At 58.0% G+C, this 18,086-nt stretch carries 13 protein-coding genes; 9 read left to right on the forward strand and 4 right to left on the reverse strand.

Translation table 11 applies throughout. The features are described 5' to 3' along the window. Nucleotides 1-13: 13 nt before the first annotated feature. Both JS82_04485 and JS82_04490 read right to left on the reverse strand, forming a co-directional pair. Nucleotides 14-1,468, reverse strand: coding sequence for a hypothetical protein (locus JS82_04485; protein QHK17395.1), 1,455 nt, complete (start codon nucleotides 1,466-1,468; stop codon nucleotides 14-16). After that, on the reverse strand, nucleotides 1,465-2,523 hold the full coding sequence (locus tag JS82_04490) for a DUF1266 domain-containing protein (GenBank protein ID QHK17396.1): 1,059 nt from the start codon (nucleotides 2,521-2,523) through the stop codon (nucleotides 1,465-1,467). Before JS82_04490 ends, JS82_04485 begins: the two co-directional genes overlap by 4 nt. Before the next feature lie 3,799 nt (nucleotides 2,524-6,322). Here JS82_04490 and JS82_04495 point away from each other — a divergent pair. The 8 genes from JS82_04495 (at nucleotide 6,323) to JS82_04530 (ending at nucleotide 15,154) form a co-directional block, all read left to right on the forward strand. After that, nucleotides 6,323-7,228, forward strand: coding sequence for a DUF4241 domain-containing protein (locus JS82_04495; GenBank protein ID QHK18408.1), 906 nt, complete (start codon nucleotides 6,323-6,325; stop codon nucleotides 7,226-7,228). A 140-nt stretch (nucleotides 7,229-7,368) separates the two neighbouring features. Further along, nucleotides 7,369-8,283, forward strand: a complete 915-nt coding sequence (locus JS82_04500; GenBank protein QHK17397.1) for a hypothetical protein — start codon at nucleotides 7,369-7,371, stop codon at nucleotides 8,281-8,283. A 63-nt stretch (nucleotides 8,284-8,346) separates the two neighbouring features. Then, on the forward strand, nucleotides 8,347-8,991 hold the full coding sequence (locus tag JS82_04505) for a hypothetical protein (protein ID QHK17398.1): 645 nt from the start codon (nucleotides 8,347-8,349) through the stop codon (nucleotides 8,989-8,991). A gap of 56 nt (nucleotides 8,992-9,047) precedes the next feature. Then, a complete protein-coding gene (locus JS82_04510) occupies nucleotides 9,048-10,850 on the forward strand; it encodes a DUF4261 domain-containing protein (protein ID QHK17399.1) in 1,803 nt (600 codons plus the stop codon). 335 nt (nucleotides 10,851-11,185) lie between these two features. Next, the gene (locus tag JS82_04515; GenBank protein ID QHK17400.1) at nucleotides 11,186-12,481 is read left to right on the forward strand and encodes a hypothetical protein; all 1,296 of its coding nucleotides are present in this window, start codon (nucleotides 11,186-11,188) and stop codon (nucleotides 12,479-12,481) included. Between the two features lie 158 nt (nucleotides 12,482-12,639). After that, complete coding sequence (locus tag JS82_04520; protein ID QHK17401.1) at nucleotides 12,640-13,005, forward strand: hypothetical protein; 366 nt, start codon at nucleotides 12,640-12,642, stop codon at nucleotides 13,003-13,005. Further along, nucleotides 13,002-13,748: a hypothetical protein gene (locus JS82_04525; GenBank protein QHK17402.1), complete on the forward strand. Its 747-nt coding sequence runs from the start codon at nucleotides 13,002-13,004 to the stop codon at nucleotides 13,746-13,748. Before JS82_04520 ends, JS82_04525 begins: the two co-directional genes overlap by 4 nt. A 47-nt stretch (nucleotides 13,749-13,795) precedes the next feature. Beyond that, nucleotides 13,796-15,154 carry a hypothetical protein gene (locus JS82_04530; protein ID QHK17403.1) on the forward strand — a complete coding sequence of 453 codons (1,359 nt, stop codon included), beginning with the start codon at nucleotides 13,796-13,798 and terminating at the stop codon, nucleotides 15,152-15,154. 2 nt (nucleotides 15,155-15,156) lie between these two features. On the opposite strand, the gene JS82_04535 is transcribed toward JS82_04530, so the two are convergent. Beyond that, on the reverse strand, nucleotides 15,157-15,795 hold the full coding sequence (locus tag JS82_04535; GenBank protein QHK17404.1) for an HAD hydrolase-like protein: 639 nt from the start codon (nucleotides 15,793-15,795) through the stop codon (nucleotides 15,157-15,159). Nucleotides 15,796-15,842: 47 nt separating this feature from the next. Here JS82_04535 and JS82_04540 point away from each other — a divergent pair, with 47 nt between their 5' ends. Further along, the gene (locus JS82_04540) at nucleotides 15,843-16,340 is read left to right on the forward strand and encodes a hypothetical protein (protein QHK17405.1); all 498 of its coding nucleotides are present in this window, start codon (nucleotides 15,843-15,845) and stop codon (nucleotides 16,338-16,340) included. A gap of 773 nt (nucleotides 16,341-17,113) precedes the next feature. Here the strand turns inward: JS82_04540 and JS82_04545 are convergent. Then, nucleotides 17,114-17,869 carry an SDR family NAD(P)-dependent oxidoreductase gene (locus JS82_04545; protein QHK17406.1) on the reverse strand — a complete coding sequence of 252 codons (756 nt, stop codon included), beginning with the start codon at nucleotides 17,867-17,869 and terminating at the stop codon, nucleotides 17,114-17,116. Between the last annotated feature and the right edge of the window lie 217 nt (nucleotides 17,870-18,086).

An 18,086-nucleotide genomic window follows, 5' to 3' on the forward strand; every position in this document is an offset into this window, starting at 1 on the left:
TCGCCCAGATTCCTCAGAGCCTTTCGAGGATCCATTTAACGACGCCCTGGCTGTCCGATTCCGTCGCGATGGCCAAGGCGTCCCTTCCCTTGGAGTCCCTGACGCTGAGGTCGGGTTCTGCGAAGTCGGAGATCGTCCTTATGATGTCCAGGCCCCCGTCGCGGGCGATGGAGGCGGCATGCATGACAGCAGTCATCCCCTCGCCGTCCCTGGCGTCCGCATCGGCTCCGAGCTCCATCAGCGTGCAAACGATGTTCTCGGATTCGGGTCCGGGGACCGCGCATGCCCTGATGAGCGGAGTGCGACCCGACTGGTCGCGTGCACCCGTGTCCGAGCCTTCGGAAATCAGCGCATCGAACGCGATCCACCTCACCGACTTTCCGTCCGAAGTCCATCCCAGTCTGTCGTTGCCTGAGACAAAACACAGAGCGGAACCCTCGGAGCTGCCCACAGGGAGGTCCGGGGATCCCTGCGAACCGACAATGATCTTCAGCAGGGAGAGGAAGCTGTCTGAGCCCCTGTCGTTCTCACCGGTTCCGACCGTGGAGGACAGAGACACCAGCAGATGGTAGAGCGCGGTCCTGCCGTCCGATCCCGATGCGTATGCCGCCGATGCTCCTCCGCGGATGAGCGCCTCGGCAGCTGACAATGCCATCCTGCGGCAGGAGATCATCAGTGGCGTCATGCCCCTGTACTCGCACTCACGGTCGCAGAGTCCGTCCGGGTCGGCTCCTGAGGAGATGATCTGGTCGATGGCTTCGGCATCGTTCATAATCGCAGCCTGACTGAGGTCCATTCCACCCGAGATGGCAGACTCATCACCGTTCAGGAAGGCGGAAGTCAGCTTGATGCGGTTCTCAATGGCGAAATCCACCGCCTTCTTCCCTATCCTCGTCTCGGCCTCAGGGTCGATGCCGCAGCCGACCAGCCACTCGGCCATCCTGCGGCACATCCTGTCCTTCTCGGCGAACACCTCCGGATGGTTCCGGTAGTCGTAGTCGTATCTGGATGCCCCATCGCACATAAGATGGAGTGCGTTCATCCCGCTGCTCTCTATCAAAGAGTCGCAGCGGACGCGCCTCTGTCCGATAACGGCAATCATCGGGCAGTTGTGCATGTCCGCGGCTATGTGATAGAAGCATCTGCCGGACTCGTCCCTCCTCGATGGCGGGCAGCGTCCCTCGAGAAGGATGTCGGTGCATTCCGCCATCTTGGAAACACGTCCTTCCCATCTCTGTACCGCCAGGATGTGGAGCGGGGTCCTCCCGTAATCGTCGGTTGCCCCCGCGCGGAATCCTCTGGAGAGGAGGAGTTCCAGTGCCTCGGGGTCCACCTGTTTCGCCGCGATGTGGACCGCTGTGACGCCGTGGGGCCCCGTCTCGGAGGGATCCAAAGCGGAAACGACTCTGAGGACCTCCTCTTCCGATCCGCCTTGTCCGTAGGCCGATTCTAGGTCGTCCAGGCTCATGATCTTCCGCTCACCCAGGCGAAGTCCTTCCACGGCCCCTCGGTGAGCAGGTGCTCAACCGAGATCATGAGTCCGGCAATGTTCTCGTAGCACGCCTCGGGTCCGAAGGGGCACTTCCAGAACATGCTGCCGAACATGTACGACTGGGCGTAGGATGTCCAGGAGTCGAAGAACTCCATGCATCCGTCGGCGATCTGGTCCAATATTCCCCATGCCTCCTCCTCGTCGATGAATCCCACGAAGTAGCCCCAACGGGTGACGTTCGCAGCCCTACCGAGATCCCAGCCGCGCAACATGGCGGGTCCGAACTGCCCCGCATAGGCCTCTGTGAATGCGAACCTCGCGTCGGAGACCGCACGGTCCTCGTCGTCCATGTCCTCCGTGTGGAGGTCCTCGGCGGTGCCGGATGCGGATATCACCTCGAGGGCATTCATGTAGTCCTTGGTGTGGCCTTCGACTATGAGGTAACGCAGGACGCCGATCAGGTCGTCTCTGTCCTCCACACCCCAGTAGTCGCTGAGGATGGAGAGGACCAGGTCCCTGCTGTCCTGGTCCCTCGGCTCCACATCGAGTCCGTCGAGCTTGTGATCGTTTAGAACGGAGATTATCCCTGTCAGAAGAACCTCGAACCTTCTCATGCGCTCGGGGTCGGCAGGTGCGGGATGTTCCTCGCTGAGGCTGGCCAGAGACGATATCGCAGTGACTATGTCCCCGTATCCGAACTCGGCTGGCACGATGTCGCCCAACACCTCTTCCGTGATGGTGTCTTCCTGCTCGCCGCCCAGAAGCTGTCCCATCTCCTCCTCGCCGTATCCGAGCTGTTCCAGGACCATCCTCGCCTGCGCGTCGGGGTCTACGACCCCGTCAGGACCGGCGGCACCCATCATCTGGGTGATCATCTGTATCTGCATCTCTGTCGTCTGATCGAGCTGGGAGCAGAGATGCTCCACCATGCCGGGATCGGACGCGTACATCTGGCGGAACATATTCTTCTGGGTCTCCGCCTGTGCTCTTATCATCTGTATCTGCATCTGCAGGGGGTCATTGTCCGTCATGGGAAATGAATCGCCACGGGATGATATAAATCTTACATACTATTTTTAACTTTAAGTCTTTAATTTATTTCATTAATAATCAACTTCATTCACATTGTTTACATAATTCATAAACCACTATTCATTGGATTCTTACGATTTGAGGGATTGGAACCACAATTGATGTTGGATTCAGAACAAGGTGTTTAAAGACTTTACAATTGTAAATGTATTTATTCTCTAATCCGGATTCAGAATGGATCACATGGAACAGGAAGAATGTCATCTTCTTTACAGGAATTACTTCGATATCCTCCCAATCGGTAGGAGAAAAACCCTGCTCGAGCAGGCCGGCAGGGAGAACGGCATGGAGGTTGTAGGATTCCGCAGGTTAGAGAGATGGGGAATCTACACATTCACGGCCGAATACTCCAAAGATGGCGATAGGTACGTGTTCGTCCCGGGTTCCGAAGTCGTCCTCGGATGGAGTGGCGACTACAAGGAGATCGATCCGACAACCAGGAGCAACATCTCCATGGACCTTAAGTCCAGGGGATGTGACGAACCCGAGGAGATCCTTCGCCGCCTGACCACCCCGATGAGGCGCGTCATGATGCCACCGATGCTGGTGCAGGTGTCACCGATCAGTTTCGAAGGGACGTACGGGGATGCTGTGGCCGAGTTCTCCCTTCCAACTTCCGACGAATGGGAGTATCTGTGCGGAGGCGGCGCAAACACACTGTTCCAATGGGGCGATCGCTTCGACTTCAGGATGGGCTCGGACCACTACGAGGGGATGTCGGCAGGTCCTCGTCCATTGGAGGAGCCGAACTTCTTCGGCATCACCATAGCGGAGGATCCGTTCAGAGTGGAGGCGGTCTCGGCTGACTCCCCGACATTCAGGGGAGGGGACCTGGGCGGCAGTGTGCTGGCCGGCTACGGCCCGGTTATCGGGTACCTGCCGTGCTCCCCCCATTTCATTCCCGTGTACAAGGGGCCGGACGGTTCCGTCCCCAGCTCGTTCCTCGTCAGGAACGTCATCAGGCTGGATGTGCCTGAATGCGGGGGCGGAATGCAGACCGTCCCTTCGGAGGAGGCATCCTCAGGACTCCTTGGGCCGGATGCGTTGTTCAACGACGACCGCCCGTTCCCTAAGGATTACGTCCTCTGCTCCGCCATGGCCGAGGACCCGGACATTCCGGACGGGTTCGCGGTCAGGGCCCGCCATATAATCCGCGGACTGACATATTGGATCCCAAGCGGGGAATGGACCCGTGAAGAACTGGAGAGCCAGCTCCGCTCACGTGCCGACAGCATATTGTCGCTGCAGGACGAGGTGGGATACAGGATGTCCCCCGTTGCCGCTGCCTCAGTGAGGGACACGTTCCGTGACATAATGTCATTCTACGGCATTGACCTGGATCCCGACACCATATTTTCAGCCGAGGAGTGGAACGTCAGCAGAGGACCTGCAATCGATGCGGGCTCCGACTCGGAACTCATCGGCCAATGTGAGATCTGGCACCAGGAGGGGGAGAATCGGAGGATCATCGAGGCCATCGAGTCGCTTCCCGAATCCGAGAGGACCCCGGTTCTTGTCAGCGTCCTAGCCAGGGCCTACAACAACATCGGAGGGCCTGACGACCACGCCCCTTGTCGCAGGGCCGTAGAGCTGCTGGAGTCAGTCCGCGACAGTCTCGCTGACGACGCACTTTGGAACTACCGCATGGGTTACGCTTACTGGCTGATGGACCGGGAACCCGACGCGATCCCGTATCTGAAGAGGGCGGTAGAGAAAGACCCTGATGACGGGGACTTCAGGGAGATCCTCGAGGATTGCGAGGGTACACTCGCATTCCCCAGGTTCTCCCACTGCTTCCGCGAACGCGTCGAGACCGTTTGGAGGAGATTCTCCGAAGAGATGCCGGAGATCGAGAGGCTGCTGCAGTATTCTGACAGGAACGCGGTGTCGGAGAGGATAGTCGACACCGTCTCCGGGATCATGTCCGAAGCCATCGACGGCATAGCGTTCGAGATAGGCTTCAACGGTGAGCGGTTCGAACTGTCCCTGAGCCCCGAGGCGGGTCGCGTAAGGCTGTTCGAGATCTGCGAACTCCTGAGGAGGGCTCCGGCGGAGGTCCGCGAGAGCTGGGACCTGAGGGCGGGAAAGATGCGCAAACCGGACTTCAAACTCAACACCGATGCAGGCGAGATCGGGGCTTCCGACATCTGGGTGGACATCGAACCCAAGGGTGAATACGTCTCACTGACCCTGCACTGCCCCAGGCTCTCCGACCTTATGGGAAGCGAAGAGGGCATGGTGTGGTGGGCAGTCTCCAGCATCATGGAGAGGGTCCTGGGGGAGATACCCGCGATGGCTGCCCTGGACGGCGTAACCGTAGTGACGGATCCGCCCGGCGAGGGGGCATTGCCTCTCCTACAGCTCCCGTCCAGACTCGTGGACATGGGATTCAACCTCGAGGTGGACGCCCAGGGGTATCTTTCCAACAGCATCACTTACAGGCCCGAACCCTTCGAGGATCCCGATGCGGACTGGAGGCTGGACATCTACTCAGGGACCTCCAGGTGCGCTCCTCTCGTGAACGGATACCTCGCTCTTCAGAACGATGAGATGGACATGCTGCACCGCGACGGAGCCGTGGCAGGGTTCCTCGCGTACTCACTCGAATCCTTCGAGGGGGACGACCGCGCTGCCGAGATCATGGGGTTCCGCACATTGATCGAGCGGTACATCACAAAGAACGCCGGCAGGGATGCCGTCGAGTTCATCGGCGGAGCCACCGGGCTGCACCACGGGTACGTGGATTTCATCGCATGGGATCTGGAGGCTGTGATCAACGCGGCGAAGGAGTTCCTATCGGAGACGGACGTGGTCCGCGCTGGCTTCCACACATTCCGCCGCGGGCCGTCATCCGTGATCATCATCGACAGGACGGAGATCGGCTCTCCCGAATCCCCGATTCTGACCCCCGATGACATACAGAGGCTAGAATCCTATCTCGGAGAGGTTGACGGAAGGTACGGGGCGATGCTCAGCGACCTGTTCTCTACGCTGGTCAACGGCATCAACGACGGAAGGTTCATCAGCCGGCAGGCGGAGGCAGACCTGGAGGTGGCCCTGTGGTACTCGTTCGCATGCATCAACATCGGGGACTACGAACATTACTGGCAGGCGACCCGCTGGATGCCGGCTTCGGAATGCAACGCATCCGGATGCGGCACCTGGTTCTACCGCTACTCCTGCGCACTGATGTTCTGCGGAAGGCTGGAGGAGGCCAGGGAATACGCGGAGAGGGGTACGAAGGAGGAGCCAGGCTATCCGTGGATATGGCTCCAGACCGCCAAGCTCCGCGCCCACTTCGGGGACCGTGAAGGTGCTATGGACGCCGTGGCGAAGGGCCTCGAGCTGGTTCCGGGCGACTACGAGTTCGAGACGCTGGCAGGCGAGATAGCGGCCGGCGCCGGACTGGAGCGCTTCGAGTACCATTGGATCGACCCGGCCTCGGACGCCAGACTCCAGGCGGGAGAGGACCCCGGCGCCGAGGAGAAGCGCAGAGCCATCGAGTGCATCGTCACCGACCCCGAGGGTGCGGAACGCTTCAGGAGCATGTTCGAACACGAGGAGGGGACCTGGACCGAGGACAGCCCGTACTGCTCATTCTTCATGACGGTCCGCGGTTGCAGGTTCCAGGTACTCTTCAGGACGAACATGGCCGCAATCTCGAAGATGGAACGCGACTGGATGGAGGTTCTGAGGTCGAGGCTGGTCGACGGCACATGGATCTCCTATGCCAGACTAATGCGCAGGATCGATCCCACGTTCAAAGGGGAGGGGACCCTCGACACCGTCATCGTAGAACAGGGGCCGAAGGTGTCCCTGCTCTACCTCCTTCCCAACGGGAGGTCGTTCACAGTCGACCTGGACGGAGGCTGGTCCCCCGTAGAATCGAGCGACAGCCCGGAGGAGCCAGAGGGCACATGGCTCAACATGTACGAGGACATCAAGGACTCCCTCGCCTGCGGCATCGACCTGGACTCGTACTTCACACAGCCCAGCGTATCGGGGATACCGGTGACGGTGATGGACGTGGGGACAGTCCGCTTCCCCTCCGGCCGCATCATTGCCTGCGACCCCCTCGTTTCCCTGGAGGACGCGGAACCGTTCATCCAGCTTGTGCCGCCCGGGGAGTATGCTGTCAGGATCTGCGTCGTCCCGCATGAGAGGTACGGGGACCGCTACGCCTGCGTGAAGGTCGAGCTCACGAAGGGGCGCCCTGTCCGCTACGACATGGCGATGACAGGGAGGGAGGACCTTTCGGAGGAACTGCAGGAAGGCGAGTTCTTCGGTTTCGGCGTCGATGCCGGCATGGGCTGCGTCGTCGACGAGGTCGCTCGCGAGGCGTTCAGACGCTACTGGGAAGATCGTGCCTCCACCGAGGAGGGGATCGACCCGTACAACGACCTGTTCTGCGACGTGCTGGAAAGAAGCTACTCGGAAAACCCCGAGCATCAGAGGGAGGGCGGCGACTGGGCGGTCTGGACGGTGCCCGGAACGGACCTGGGCATCCCCATATTCGCCTCCGGATGGGGTGACGGCTGCTACCCCTGCTATTACGGGTACGATGGGGACGGCCATGTCTGCGGCATCTATGTGCTGTTCATCGACATCGCACGCGACTACCAGGGGGATCCCGGATCGGAATGACGCGATCAAGTGTGCTGTCACCCTCGCTCTGACCCATCCCTCTTCCGGGAGACTGACTGTTCCGACGCGGGATCTCGAATCCGAACATGATGGGGCTGCCTATGCTGGACGTTTTATATCGCTAAGATGTTGGACGTGGCATGGACACCTCCGACATCCATCTCGAGAGCGCGCTCGACGAGTACAACCAGAAGGTATACGATCTCGAATCTACCGGATCGGAGTCGGAGGAGCTTCTGGAGGCCTACGTGAACAGGGGCTGCGTCCTCTACATGATGGAGTACAGGACATCGGCGATGGAAGACCTCGAGTCCGCTTCGGAGGTCCTCGAGAACCTACAGAAACAGGGGTACGAGGCCGATGTGGGGACGTTCGTCCGCATCCATGCCACGATGGCCAGCATCCTGTTCGACCAGGAGTCGGACTGCACGGGCGAGTACGAGCTGGTGTCCAGGCGTCTGGGCGAGCTCGACGCCCATTCCCGCCACTTCGACCGCCGCAGCATCGTGAACCTGTGCATAGACGCCTGCAAGAACCTCATTGACTCCGAGGCCTCTGACATGGCCCTCCCGTTCGTTGAGAAGGGGCTCTCCATCGTCCAGGGCCATCCCGACCCGTGGTCGAGGAACCGCACCGTGGAGCTCCTGGACCTGCACGCGGAGGCGATGACCGATCTTTCGGAGACATCGGAGGCGGTCGAGCTGTACTCCCAGTCCATCGACCTCGCCATGGAGTTGATGGACCGCGGCCAGCTGGAGGACCCCGAGGAGCTGATCATGGCGTTCGTCATGAGGGCCGAGGGCGAGGCGGACCTGGGGCTGATGGAGCCGTACATCAAGGACGTGGAGTCCGCCATAACGATCCTGGAGCACATGATGGAGTTCAACCGCATGCCGGACCCCGAGGTTCTCGTCAGCCTGCATCACGACGTCGCCGGGGCCCTCATGAAGGTCGGCCGCGTCAAGGATGCGGAGAAGCACCTCATGAGCGCCATGAGGATAGGGGTCCAGGGTGCCGGGGACCGCATGGACCTGCGCGGTCCGGGACAGTCCTGAGGCAAGGGGTTATCACCAACCTGGGAGATTCGGCGACGGCGCGAGACGCCTGGACTGATTCACATGGGATACGACCTCTACGCCGGACCTCTGGCCATGTGCTACGCGGGAGACTGGAACGAATACGACCAGCAGGAGCCCTTCGACAGGGACGAGCTTCTTGCCGCCGTTTGTAGATGGCGCGACTCGATCAACCAGGGCCTCCCCGACGGAGGGGTCAGATGGGAGGAGGGCTACGGCAGACAGTACTACTACGGGAGGGTCGGACTCGACGCACTGGGGACCCTCTTCCTCAGGGTTGCCTGCCACATAACCGGCGATCAGCTCCCGGTCACCGTGACCAGCGGATGGAGGTTCTACGAGGACCCGATCATCGAGAAGGCCATGACGGGCAGCGTCAGCATGCCGTCGGCTCTCATCGCCCAGATGTGGATACCTTTCGGTCGCATTGGCATGTTCCAGTGCCCCGGGCCCACCGGCGAGAAGATCAACGTCAGCACGACGGCGACCCTCAGGAAGGACCTGGACGCCATCAACCAGGCGTTCTGGAACGCAGACGGCCCCACCATCGAGGGCTGGTCCTACGAGGTCCCAAGCGGCGAGGGGGAGCTGGACACCGACAGCCTCTCCAGGTACGCATTCTCCATCTTCTGGAAGGTCCTGTCCTTCGCGGAGAGGGGGACCCAGCCGATCGTCGTCGGCCACTGAGCCGTCCTCATCGGGGCCGCGGTAGGTTAACATCGTAGGACGTACTATCGACACCGATGTCTGGAAAAGTTCGCGATTGCATGGCGGATTCGGTGCTGGGTCCCGAGGAGATCGAAACCCTCGAGTCCTTCAGCGACGGAAGCACCACCGACTGCTCGGGGATGCTCGAATACCTGGGGCACTTCATATCCAGGGGCGTGTCGGAGGGCCGTTTCACCGAGAAGCAGGCGCATCACGACCTGGGGATAGCCCTGTGGGTGGCCTACGCCTGCAACAACCTGGACGACTACGAGCACTACTACACGGCGTCCGAGTGGCTCTCGCGTGTGGAGGACATCGCATCGGGATGCGGGGTGTGGTACTACAGGTACGCGAACGCCCTGATGTACTGCGGGAAGCCCGGCAGGGCGCTGGAGTACTGCGAGAGAGGGGTCAGGGAGGACCCGGACTACCCGTGGAACTGGCTAACGCTCGGTCGTCTGAGAGCCCATTTCGGGGACCGTCGCGGCGCATACGAGGCCGTGGCGAAGGGTCTGGCCCTGGTCCCGGACGACCATGAGTTCCTCACGCTCAGGGAAGACATCGACAACGGACGCACCCTCGAGGAGATGGAGCTCCACTACATCGATCCCGACGACGACTTCCAACTGGCCAACGGCGACCGGACCAATCCTGAGTACGTTCTCAAGCACCTCGCCGTGGACGGGATCGTCTGCGACAGGCCCGCCCTGGACAGACTGAAGGCCAGGCTAGGCATCACGGGGTGGTCGGCGGACCATCCTTACTGCACATTCCTCCGCGATTTCCGCGGAGGAGCCGTCGTGGTGACCCTAACGATGAACGAGGCACTGGCGTCGAAGAAGGACCCCGACAGCGTCGCGAGGATACTGGAGTCCCTGGAATCCATGGATGCTGAGGCGAGGCGCCATCTTTCAGAGGACTCCGATCCCGGCGCGCTACAGCTGTACGGGGTCAGCATCGGGCCTTTCCTGGATGTCAAGCTCTCATATTCCTCCCATGGTACCGAGGAGGTCCGCACCGTGGACTTCGACAGCGACCTGGACATCGTCACCCATTCCGACGGCGGCCCCTACGCCGCGATCATCCTGCTTTCATCCGATTCTTGGAACCCCGAGGCCATACTGTCCGACCTGAGGTCCCAGTGGGGGATAGGCCTGAAGGACGCCGAGGTCAGCGACGACTCCGTCATAGGGATGCTGGGCGGGGACATAGTCGCTATCAGCCTGATGCACGCCAGGGTGCCGGGCGAGGAGGCGGAGGAGAACGCCTCCAACAACTATCTCTGGCCCGGCGCCGTAGAGGCGGCCAGGGCCCACACCGCCCATCTTGTCGTAGCCCTCGTCAACCACGGAGGGGATCCATTGGACTGCGGACTCCTCTTCACCAAGATCGTGGTATCCTGCGCCAGGCAGCCAAACGTCCTCGGGGTGTACAACTGCGGGACGGTCTTCGAGCCAGCCGCGTACATCGAGGCCGCCAAGGCCCTCAAGACCGGCGACATACCCCTGGAGGACATGGTGTGGTTCGGGATGTACCGCACATCTGAAGGGATAAACGCCTACACCGTTGGGATGCGCGCGTACGGCAGGGACGAGATGGAGGTGATCGGCGCGAAGGACGCACCGGCACGCGTCGCCGCATTCCTATATGACGTCGCGTACCACATACTCTTCAACGGGACGACCCTCAGGGACGGCGACACCATTGGGTTCTACGACGACCAGTCGCTGACGGTCAGGAGAGGCCAGGGAGTCTCCGTGGACGGCATTTCACTGCGGATCGAGTACCCCGAAGGGGGTCCCGACGATGGTCCCGGGTCCTCGGAAATCGACCAATGACGTCAACGCCTCTTACAAAGTACGACGAATGACGGCAGTCTTTAAAACCTAACGGCGTTATTTCTTTCCGCCATGACATCAACCAAAGCAGCCGCAGCGATAGTTATCGTCGCCGTGCTGGTCGTCGCAGTCGGGGCCTACGCGCTCCTCAACCATGGCGGCGGCAACGGCGGCGGGGACACGGATGCACCAGTGGCACCATCGGTACGACTGTAGAGGTCGGTGATGAATACACCCTATCATCGATCTACTCGTCCACCGGAGCCACACTCGGAGCAGACCCAACAGAGCAGACCAAGTACACCGTCACGGGCAAGGACGGTGAGAACCTCACCGTGCAGGTCGAAAGCAACGGCCAGACCAGCGTGGATTCGATGACGCAGGACGACTTCCTGGACGATGTCAGCGTCGTCAGCGAATCCCTCATCGGGACCTACGACAGGAACGAGACCATCTCCACCAACATGGGGACCATCGACTGCATGATCTACAAGGACCAGCAGAGCGTAGGGAACAGCACCACTGTCACGACCTACGACTGGATAGGCATCGGCACCAACATCATCTACAAGACCCAAATCGAGGTCTCCACCGCAGCGAGCACCGAGACGTACACCACCACCCTGTACAGCACCAACATGATCGGACAGGGCGACTCCACCGGAGCCATCATCCTGGACACACCCTCCACTTCCGGATCCATCAGGACGGACCTCGAGATCGGAGACTATATAGAGTTCTCCAAGAGGGACGACGACGGTCGCGACTACGAGAGGATCACAATCGTGGACATCGACGGAGACAGGGTCGTCTACAGGGAGCACGACGACGATGACCGTGAGATCACGACCGTTCAGGGATTCCTGTCCCTGGTCGTCTTCAACGGCGACGGTCAGCGCGACGGATCGGAGACCATCTCCACCGTGTTCGGTGACAAGAGCTGCGACATCTACCTCGTGGACTCCTGGTACAGCAACATCTTCGACGCCGACTGGGAGGACCAGGTCCGCATATGGGTCGACTCGGGTTCCGACATCATCTACAAGATCGAGATCGAGGAGGACGCCTACGATGACGACTGGGATGATTGGGACGACTGGCATGACGACTACGAGTCCTACTATCTGACTGGCACTTCCCTCATGAGCGCCGATTCCGGAGGATCCGGAGGGGACGCACCTTCGACCCCGGGGGACGCGCCCAGCAGCGACAACAGGTACGGAATCACCCTCAGCGTCGGCGACTACTACATCGTCGAGGACGACAACGGCAGGGACACCGAGACCCGCGAGATCATCGCCATCAACGGCAACTATCTGACCGTCAGGGAGACCAACGAGAGGGGGCATACCGAGATCGAGCACGAGTCCGCCAACGAGTATCTCAGCGATTTCGTAAAGACATCCTCGGAGATCGAGCGCGGATGGGCCTCTCTGAACGAGTCCGCGACCGTCAGCGGGCACAGCTGTCAGATCTACCAGGAGAGGTACGACGATGACCGCGACTGCATCTGGATCGAGCAGTCCGGCAGCAACTACATCGTCTGGCAGGAGGGCGAGTACTGGAACGGTCAGGCCTATGATGTGGAGACGATCGTCGAGATCAGCATCGACTCCCTCCCCTCACTTTGAAACCCAGGCCCCTTCGGGGGCCATTTATTTCTACCCAACCCGCATATCAAGAATCAAGGTCATTTGTTGTCGTATGACAACTATTGATAAATAATGGAGATTTAGCTATCTGCTAAATTAATTTAGATACAATGAAACAGACAATCACCAGAGACGAGTTGGCAGCGAAATTCACCGAAGGCGTGGAACGCAAGAGGAGGGAACAGCAGGATTTCATCCTCAAAGCCTTCGAGAATCCCGAAAAGGGAAAGGTCTACCAGGAGATCGCAGACTTCCTTGACTATGAGATCAGGTACTACCGCCTGGGTGCGGCATACTACTCCGACGAGTTCGAGTCCATGACGTCCGAGGAGGATGATGACCTGCTGTACCTGACGGCAGTCAGTGAGCCGTCCCCGAGAGCCTACGCGCAGTACCTCAGGGAGATAGACCCCTCCGTCAGAGCTGACGAGAAGATCACCCACTCCTGTCTGAAGGAGCTCAAGTCGGCTATCGGCAGGGTGATGGGGAGCGGCATGGTATGATCTTCGACCGTGAGGACATCGCCGTCCTCAACAGGGTCATGGTCCGCAAGGGCATCGAGACCGCCGCAGTCTCCCACAATCCCGGGCTCACCGACGCGCAGCGGATGATGATATCGGGCGAACTTGCAAGGGACATCTCCAGATGCCAGCTGATGATCGCAGTCGGAATGAACGACTTCTCCGACATAGAGAGACAGCTGGAGTCATTCGAGGAGGATATGTCCGCGATGCCCCCGACCCTCTACACGGCGTACATGGGAACCATGTCTGCTGATGACAGCGACGACGAGGGGCAGTACATCTGGCTGCTGGCGATGATGATCTCCAACATCGGCCTGATCCGCCGCGGACTCGGGTTCGTCGACGCCCTCGCAGCGGCTGAACCGGTGCTCTCGCAGACCGAGGTGCTGTCGATAAAGTCCTTGCGCACGACCCTGGATGATGTCTGTCGCAGGTCCGAGGCAACGGAGGGCGACCTTTTCGACTCCGGACTGTACGCCGACGCGTTGGCCAGGGAGTGCTCGCTGCTCCTGAGAGTGAACTCCGGCAAGGATGTCGACAGCGGTGAGATATCCGACCTGTTGGACGACATCGGACGCTTGGACCCGGAGGAGTTCGAGCGTGTGTTCGGACCGGACCTGGGTGCCGATGCCATGGCTCTTGCCGCCGAGGTCGCGGAACCCCGCGGAAGTCACATGGCCATTCTGTGCGCCAGGTGCATTCTCAATTCCCTGCTGTCCTGATCCGGTCTGACCCTTTTTTTAATTATATGTACTCCGATACGGGGCACATGTGGGATGCAGACCTCGTTTCGAGAGTCAGGGACAGGAAACTCAATGAGATCATGATCTTCGCCTCCATGGCCAAGATCGACAGCTCAAACATCGACACTTACATCGACATCATAGTCAGCCTCGGCGACGACGTGGACGCCTGCGACACCCTTCTGGACACCGACGGCGAGTCGGAGATCGCACTCGACTCCATCGACGCTCCGGAGTACTGGGACCGTCTCTCCCTGGGTGAGCAGGCGGACGAAGACGCCTTCAACGCCATGAAGACCAGCCCGTACAGCGAGGATTCGGTTCCGGAGGATATCGTGGACTACGTCAGGCAGATCATTTCTGAGGCCGCCGAGTCTCTGAAATCCTCCGGAGACGGGGTCAGCAAGGATGCCTTCGACGCCGTGAAGGACGAGTTGAGGATCGTCAGGCAGAGGAACGAGGATCTCTCAAAGGACCTGGACTTCAGGATGACGGAGAACGCCACCCTGTCGGAGGACCTGAAGACCGCCCTGTCCGAGAAGGACGAGCTCGCCGCCGAGGTGGAGAGGCTGAAATCCGTGATCAAGGACATGGAGGCATCCGAAGCCCAGATGGAGACAATGGCCGAGGAGCTCTCTGAGGCGAACGAGCAGGTCGGAATCCTCAGGACGAAGGTCGAGGAACTCCAGAACGAGGTCTCCGCCAGGGATGCCGACATCGTCTCCCTGACCGAGGAGAGGGACGCCGCCGTCCTTGCTAACTCCGAGCTCCACAGCGAGATGGAGGAGCTCATGGACGAATCTTCAGCGATGGTCTCCGACGAGTTCATCGACGAGGCGGATCAGGAAGCAGCTGACACCGAGGCAGTCTCGGAGCCGCAGGTAGCTCCGACGACAGACGCGTCAGAACCGGACTCCGTGGAGTCTGCCCCATCAGAAGCGGATGTCCCCGCCGAGGACTGTCCCCATGAAGACCACATCGCCGAAGTGACCGAGGCTCCTGCCGTCGACAGGATCCTGACCGACGCCCAGCGCGAGGTCGTCGAATCCGCCAAGAGGATGAAGGATGCGAAGATCGACGAGTTCATCGACAAGTCGATGTCGGGACAGGTTGACGAGACCGCCTGCGACAACATCGTCGCGTTCCTCAAGGTGGACATCAGCATCTGCGACGCTCTGCTCGGAATGGATTACAGCAGTCTCGACAGCATCCTCGACGGATTCAGGAGGATCCTCTCCATCATCGACGAGGCCCCCGAGCCACACAGTCAGAACATCTACTCCAGGTCCCTGACCCCGGAGCAGTCGCTCATCGAGTACGGATACAACAAGGTGATCGAGCACATCCAGGATGTCATGCTGAGAAGATACGCGAACATGCTGTGATCTCAGATGAAATCCAACACGCCCCCGGCGTCCTCCGTGAACGGTATCCCGTTCTGACGGCAGATGTCGGGGGTGAAACCGTATCCGAAGGTGACGGCGACGAACCTCGTGCCGCTCTCCCTAGCACCCCTCAGGTCGTTGGGCGTGTCCCCGACCATGAGCGTCTTCTCCGGCTCCGCCTCCGCGGCGTATATGCATCTGTCGATCAGATCAGATTTGGACAGAAGCCCAAGGTCATCTGCCCCGCATACGTCCACGAAATAACCGTCGAGCCCCCAATGGGAGGCCAGTTGCTTGGCGTACTCGTCGGGCTTCATGGTAGCCACCCCCATGGGGATCCCTATGTCGCGTAATGCATCCAGCGTCTCCTGCATCCCCGGGAACAGAACGGCCTCCAGATACCCCTCCCTGCCGTAGAACTCCTTGAACAGCTCAGCCGCACCGATCGCTTCCTCGCGGCCGATGCCATAGAGCTTCGCCATGTCGTCGATCAGGGATCCTCCCTTCACAGCGTATAGTGCCTCACGGGATGGCTCCGGCACTCCCAGCTCGTGTGCGACATGGAGGAAGGATTTGATTATACCCGGCGCTGTGTTGGATAGCGTCCCATCCATATCGAATACCACGAGCTCTGTGTCCATGCAGAGTGCAAAGAGTCGATTTAGATAACTGTTGCCCAGGCTATCTCATGAAATACATCGATTCCATTCTCATACTCATGAGGGAGCCGCCCAGCGACATCGGAGAACCGCAGGAGGAGTTCTGTGACAGAATAGCGGAGATCTTCGACGACCCTGATGGGAGATACGAGGTCCTTGACAGGAACCTGTCCGACGACCCGTTCGAGCCCGACATCGAGGTTATAGACTCAGACGAGTGGGCATTCAACATCCTCTGCTATTATGTCGAGGACACACCATCCGACGGTATAGTGGAGATCTTTCCCAGAACATTCGGTATGAGGAAATGGGTTCAGGACGACTCGGACAGGCCGTCTTTCCTTGCCCTCGGTGTGGGAGGAACCCCCGATCATCCAGAGTACCTCTATTTCGCCCGTTTCTTCCGTTTCACAGATGTTCATTTCATTCTAGACGAAGGACGTGACATGCTCATCAATTGGATGAGACCGGAATTCTTCGACAAAGTGATCAGGGATGATTTCGAGCGGATCTTCAGTCCAAGATGAGATGTTCTCAACATCCGTTATTAAATTAGCTAATTAACCTATTAGCTTAATTTATTTCATGTATGCTAATTTAATTCAGATGGTGAAGAAATTCTTACAGTAATGACGATCATTTTGACGACTCGTTTTTTACTCCAGATTTTTTTCAAATCCAGGTTATTTTGATTGATTCATTAACAAATTAATATTAATTAATCTGATTTCTTTATTAGGTATATTATTTGCAGTTTATCACATCGTATCCTTATCTTTGCCTAAACGATAAAATAATTTAGCTGATAACTTAATTTACGAAATATATTACATACATTCATAATAGTGAAGAAAAATGTATAAAATCGTAGTAATTAGTGAAATTTCAATGATTCGATTGAAAAATACAGATTCTGAATGCAAATTCAAAAATTCATAGGTTTTTGGGCACTTCTTTGTCCACGACGGTCTCCCGAATATCAACTTAATTACCCCAGAAATAAAGTGATTTCCATGGATTTCTGGTCATTTTTACACTGTGCAGATCATGGAAATTCGATGCGTGTAGAAAATATGAAGATTTGGGGCAGAATCGATAAAATCAGGAAATCCATCTTCAAGACAACATGCAAAGACGAATTTAATACAGTATCGAATTAATTAAGCTGAATACATAAATTACTTAAATTGAATAATTAGTTTAAAACAAAGGTTAAAACGATTGTCTGCAATTATACAACTATGTTAAGATATCAGCTAAATTAATTATGAATTAATACAAAACTTGGAAAAGAAGCACCTCATCTCAGAGAACGCATCCAAACTGAAGTCGCGACACGAGGCATGTGTCTGCAGACGAAAACCTGTAACTTGTTGTATGTTCCGCAGACGGATCTACGCTTCCCCTTCTCGATGTCCCCCATTGCCTGAGACACGACGTCCTGGGGATTCACCCTGTGTCTGAACACCTTCTTCGGCACGGAATGGGATTGCATTGCACGATCAATGAATTCCGTGTCGACCCATCCGGGAGACACCTCGAGAACGTTGATTCCTTTGTCCTTCAGCTCGATTCTGAGGGAATCGGTGAAACTGCGGACATATGCCTTCGTGGCGGCGTAAACCCCGAGACCAGGCAGAGGAAGATAGGCTGAGGCGGAACAGACCTGGATAATCCATGATCCTCTGCGCATCATCGGTATGCAGGCACGGGTCAGTTCCGTGAGAGCGACCACATTGACATCAATCATCCCCTCGGTGTCCCTTGCATCCTGTTCGGGAAGATCGCCGAATGCACCGAACCCAGCACAGTTCACCAGATATTCGATTTCGTAGTCACTCCCCAGCAGTTCCGATTCGAATCCGTGCAGTGAAGCCCTGTCCGTCAGATCGATTTGGAAGAGCAGCATCTTTGTGCTGAGTTCCCTCTCGACAGAGCGCAATGCATCGAGGTTGCGTCCGAGGACCACTATCCTGTCCAATCCCTTCGAATCAAGTGCTCTGCAGAACTCAGAACCGATACCTCCGGTGGCACCGGTGACGATTGCGACCCTCATGCGAAGGTGTATTGCCTGCCTTCTATTCGATTTTACGATTCTATGTGATGCCTCTAGTTTCCATTGGAATTTTTCATATTAGTAAGAAACTGATATTTTATAATGTAATAATGTATTCAGCTTTATTAGTTGTAGTCGTATGAATGGATAGGGCATCCAGGCAAAATATCGCCCTCAGCTACATGACATCTAGCAGCTGCACAAGCGTTTTAAGCCT

Source organism: Methanomassiliicoccaceae archaeon DOK, from assembly GCA_009911715.1.
Lineage (GTDB): Archaea > Thermoplasmatota > Thermoplasmata > Methanomassiliicoccales > Methanomethylophilaceae > Methanoprimaticola.

Coding starts and splice junctions, on each gene's coding strand:
- JS82_04485 (QHK17395.1), bottom strand. CDS start 1,468: ATGAGCCTGGACGACCTAGAATCGGCCTACGGACAAGGCGGATCGGAA.
- JS82_04490 (QHK17396.1), bottom strand. CDS start 2,523: ATGACGGACAATGACCCCCTGCAGATGCAGATACAGATGATAAGAGCA.
- JS82_04495 (QHK18408.1), top strand. CDS start 6,323: ATGCGCAGGATCGATCCCACGTTCAAAGGGGAGGGGACCCTCGACACC.
- JS82_04500 (QHK17397.1), top strand. CDS start 7,369: ATGGACACCTCCGACATCCATCTCGAGAGCGCGCTCGACGAGTACAAC.
- JS82_04505 (QHK17398.1), top strand. CDS start 8,347: ATGGGATACGACCTCTACGCCGGACCTCTGGCCATGTGCTACGCGGGA.
- JS82_04510 (QHK17399.1), top strand. CDS start 9,048: ATGTCTGGAAAAGTTCGCGATTGCATGGCGGATTCGGTGCTGGGTCCC.
- JS82_04525 (QHK17402.1), top strand. CDS start 13,002: ATGATCTTCGACCGTGAGGACATCGCCGTCCTCAACAGGGTCATGGTC.
- JS82_04530 (QHK17403.1), top strand. CDS start 13,796: ATGTGGGATGCAGACCTCGTTTCGAGAGTCAGGGACAGGAAACTCAAT.
- JS82_04535 (QHK17404.1), bottom strand. CDS start 15,795: ATGGACACAGAGCTCGTGGTATTCGATATGGATGGGACGCTATCCAAC.
- JS82_04540 (QHK17405.1), top strand. CDS start 15,843: ATGAAATACATCGATTCCATTCTCATACTCATGAGGGAGCCGCCCAGC.
- JS82_04545 (QHK17406.1), bottom strand. CDS start 17,869: ATGAGGGTCGCAATCGTCACCGGTGCCACCGGAGGTATCGGTTCTGAG.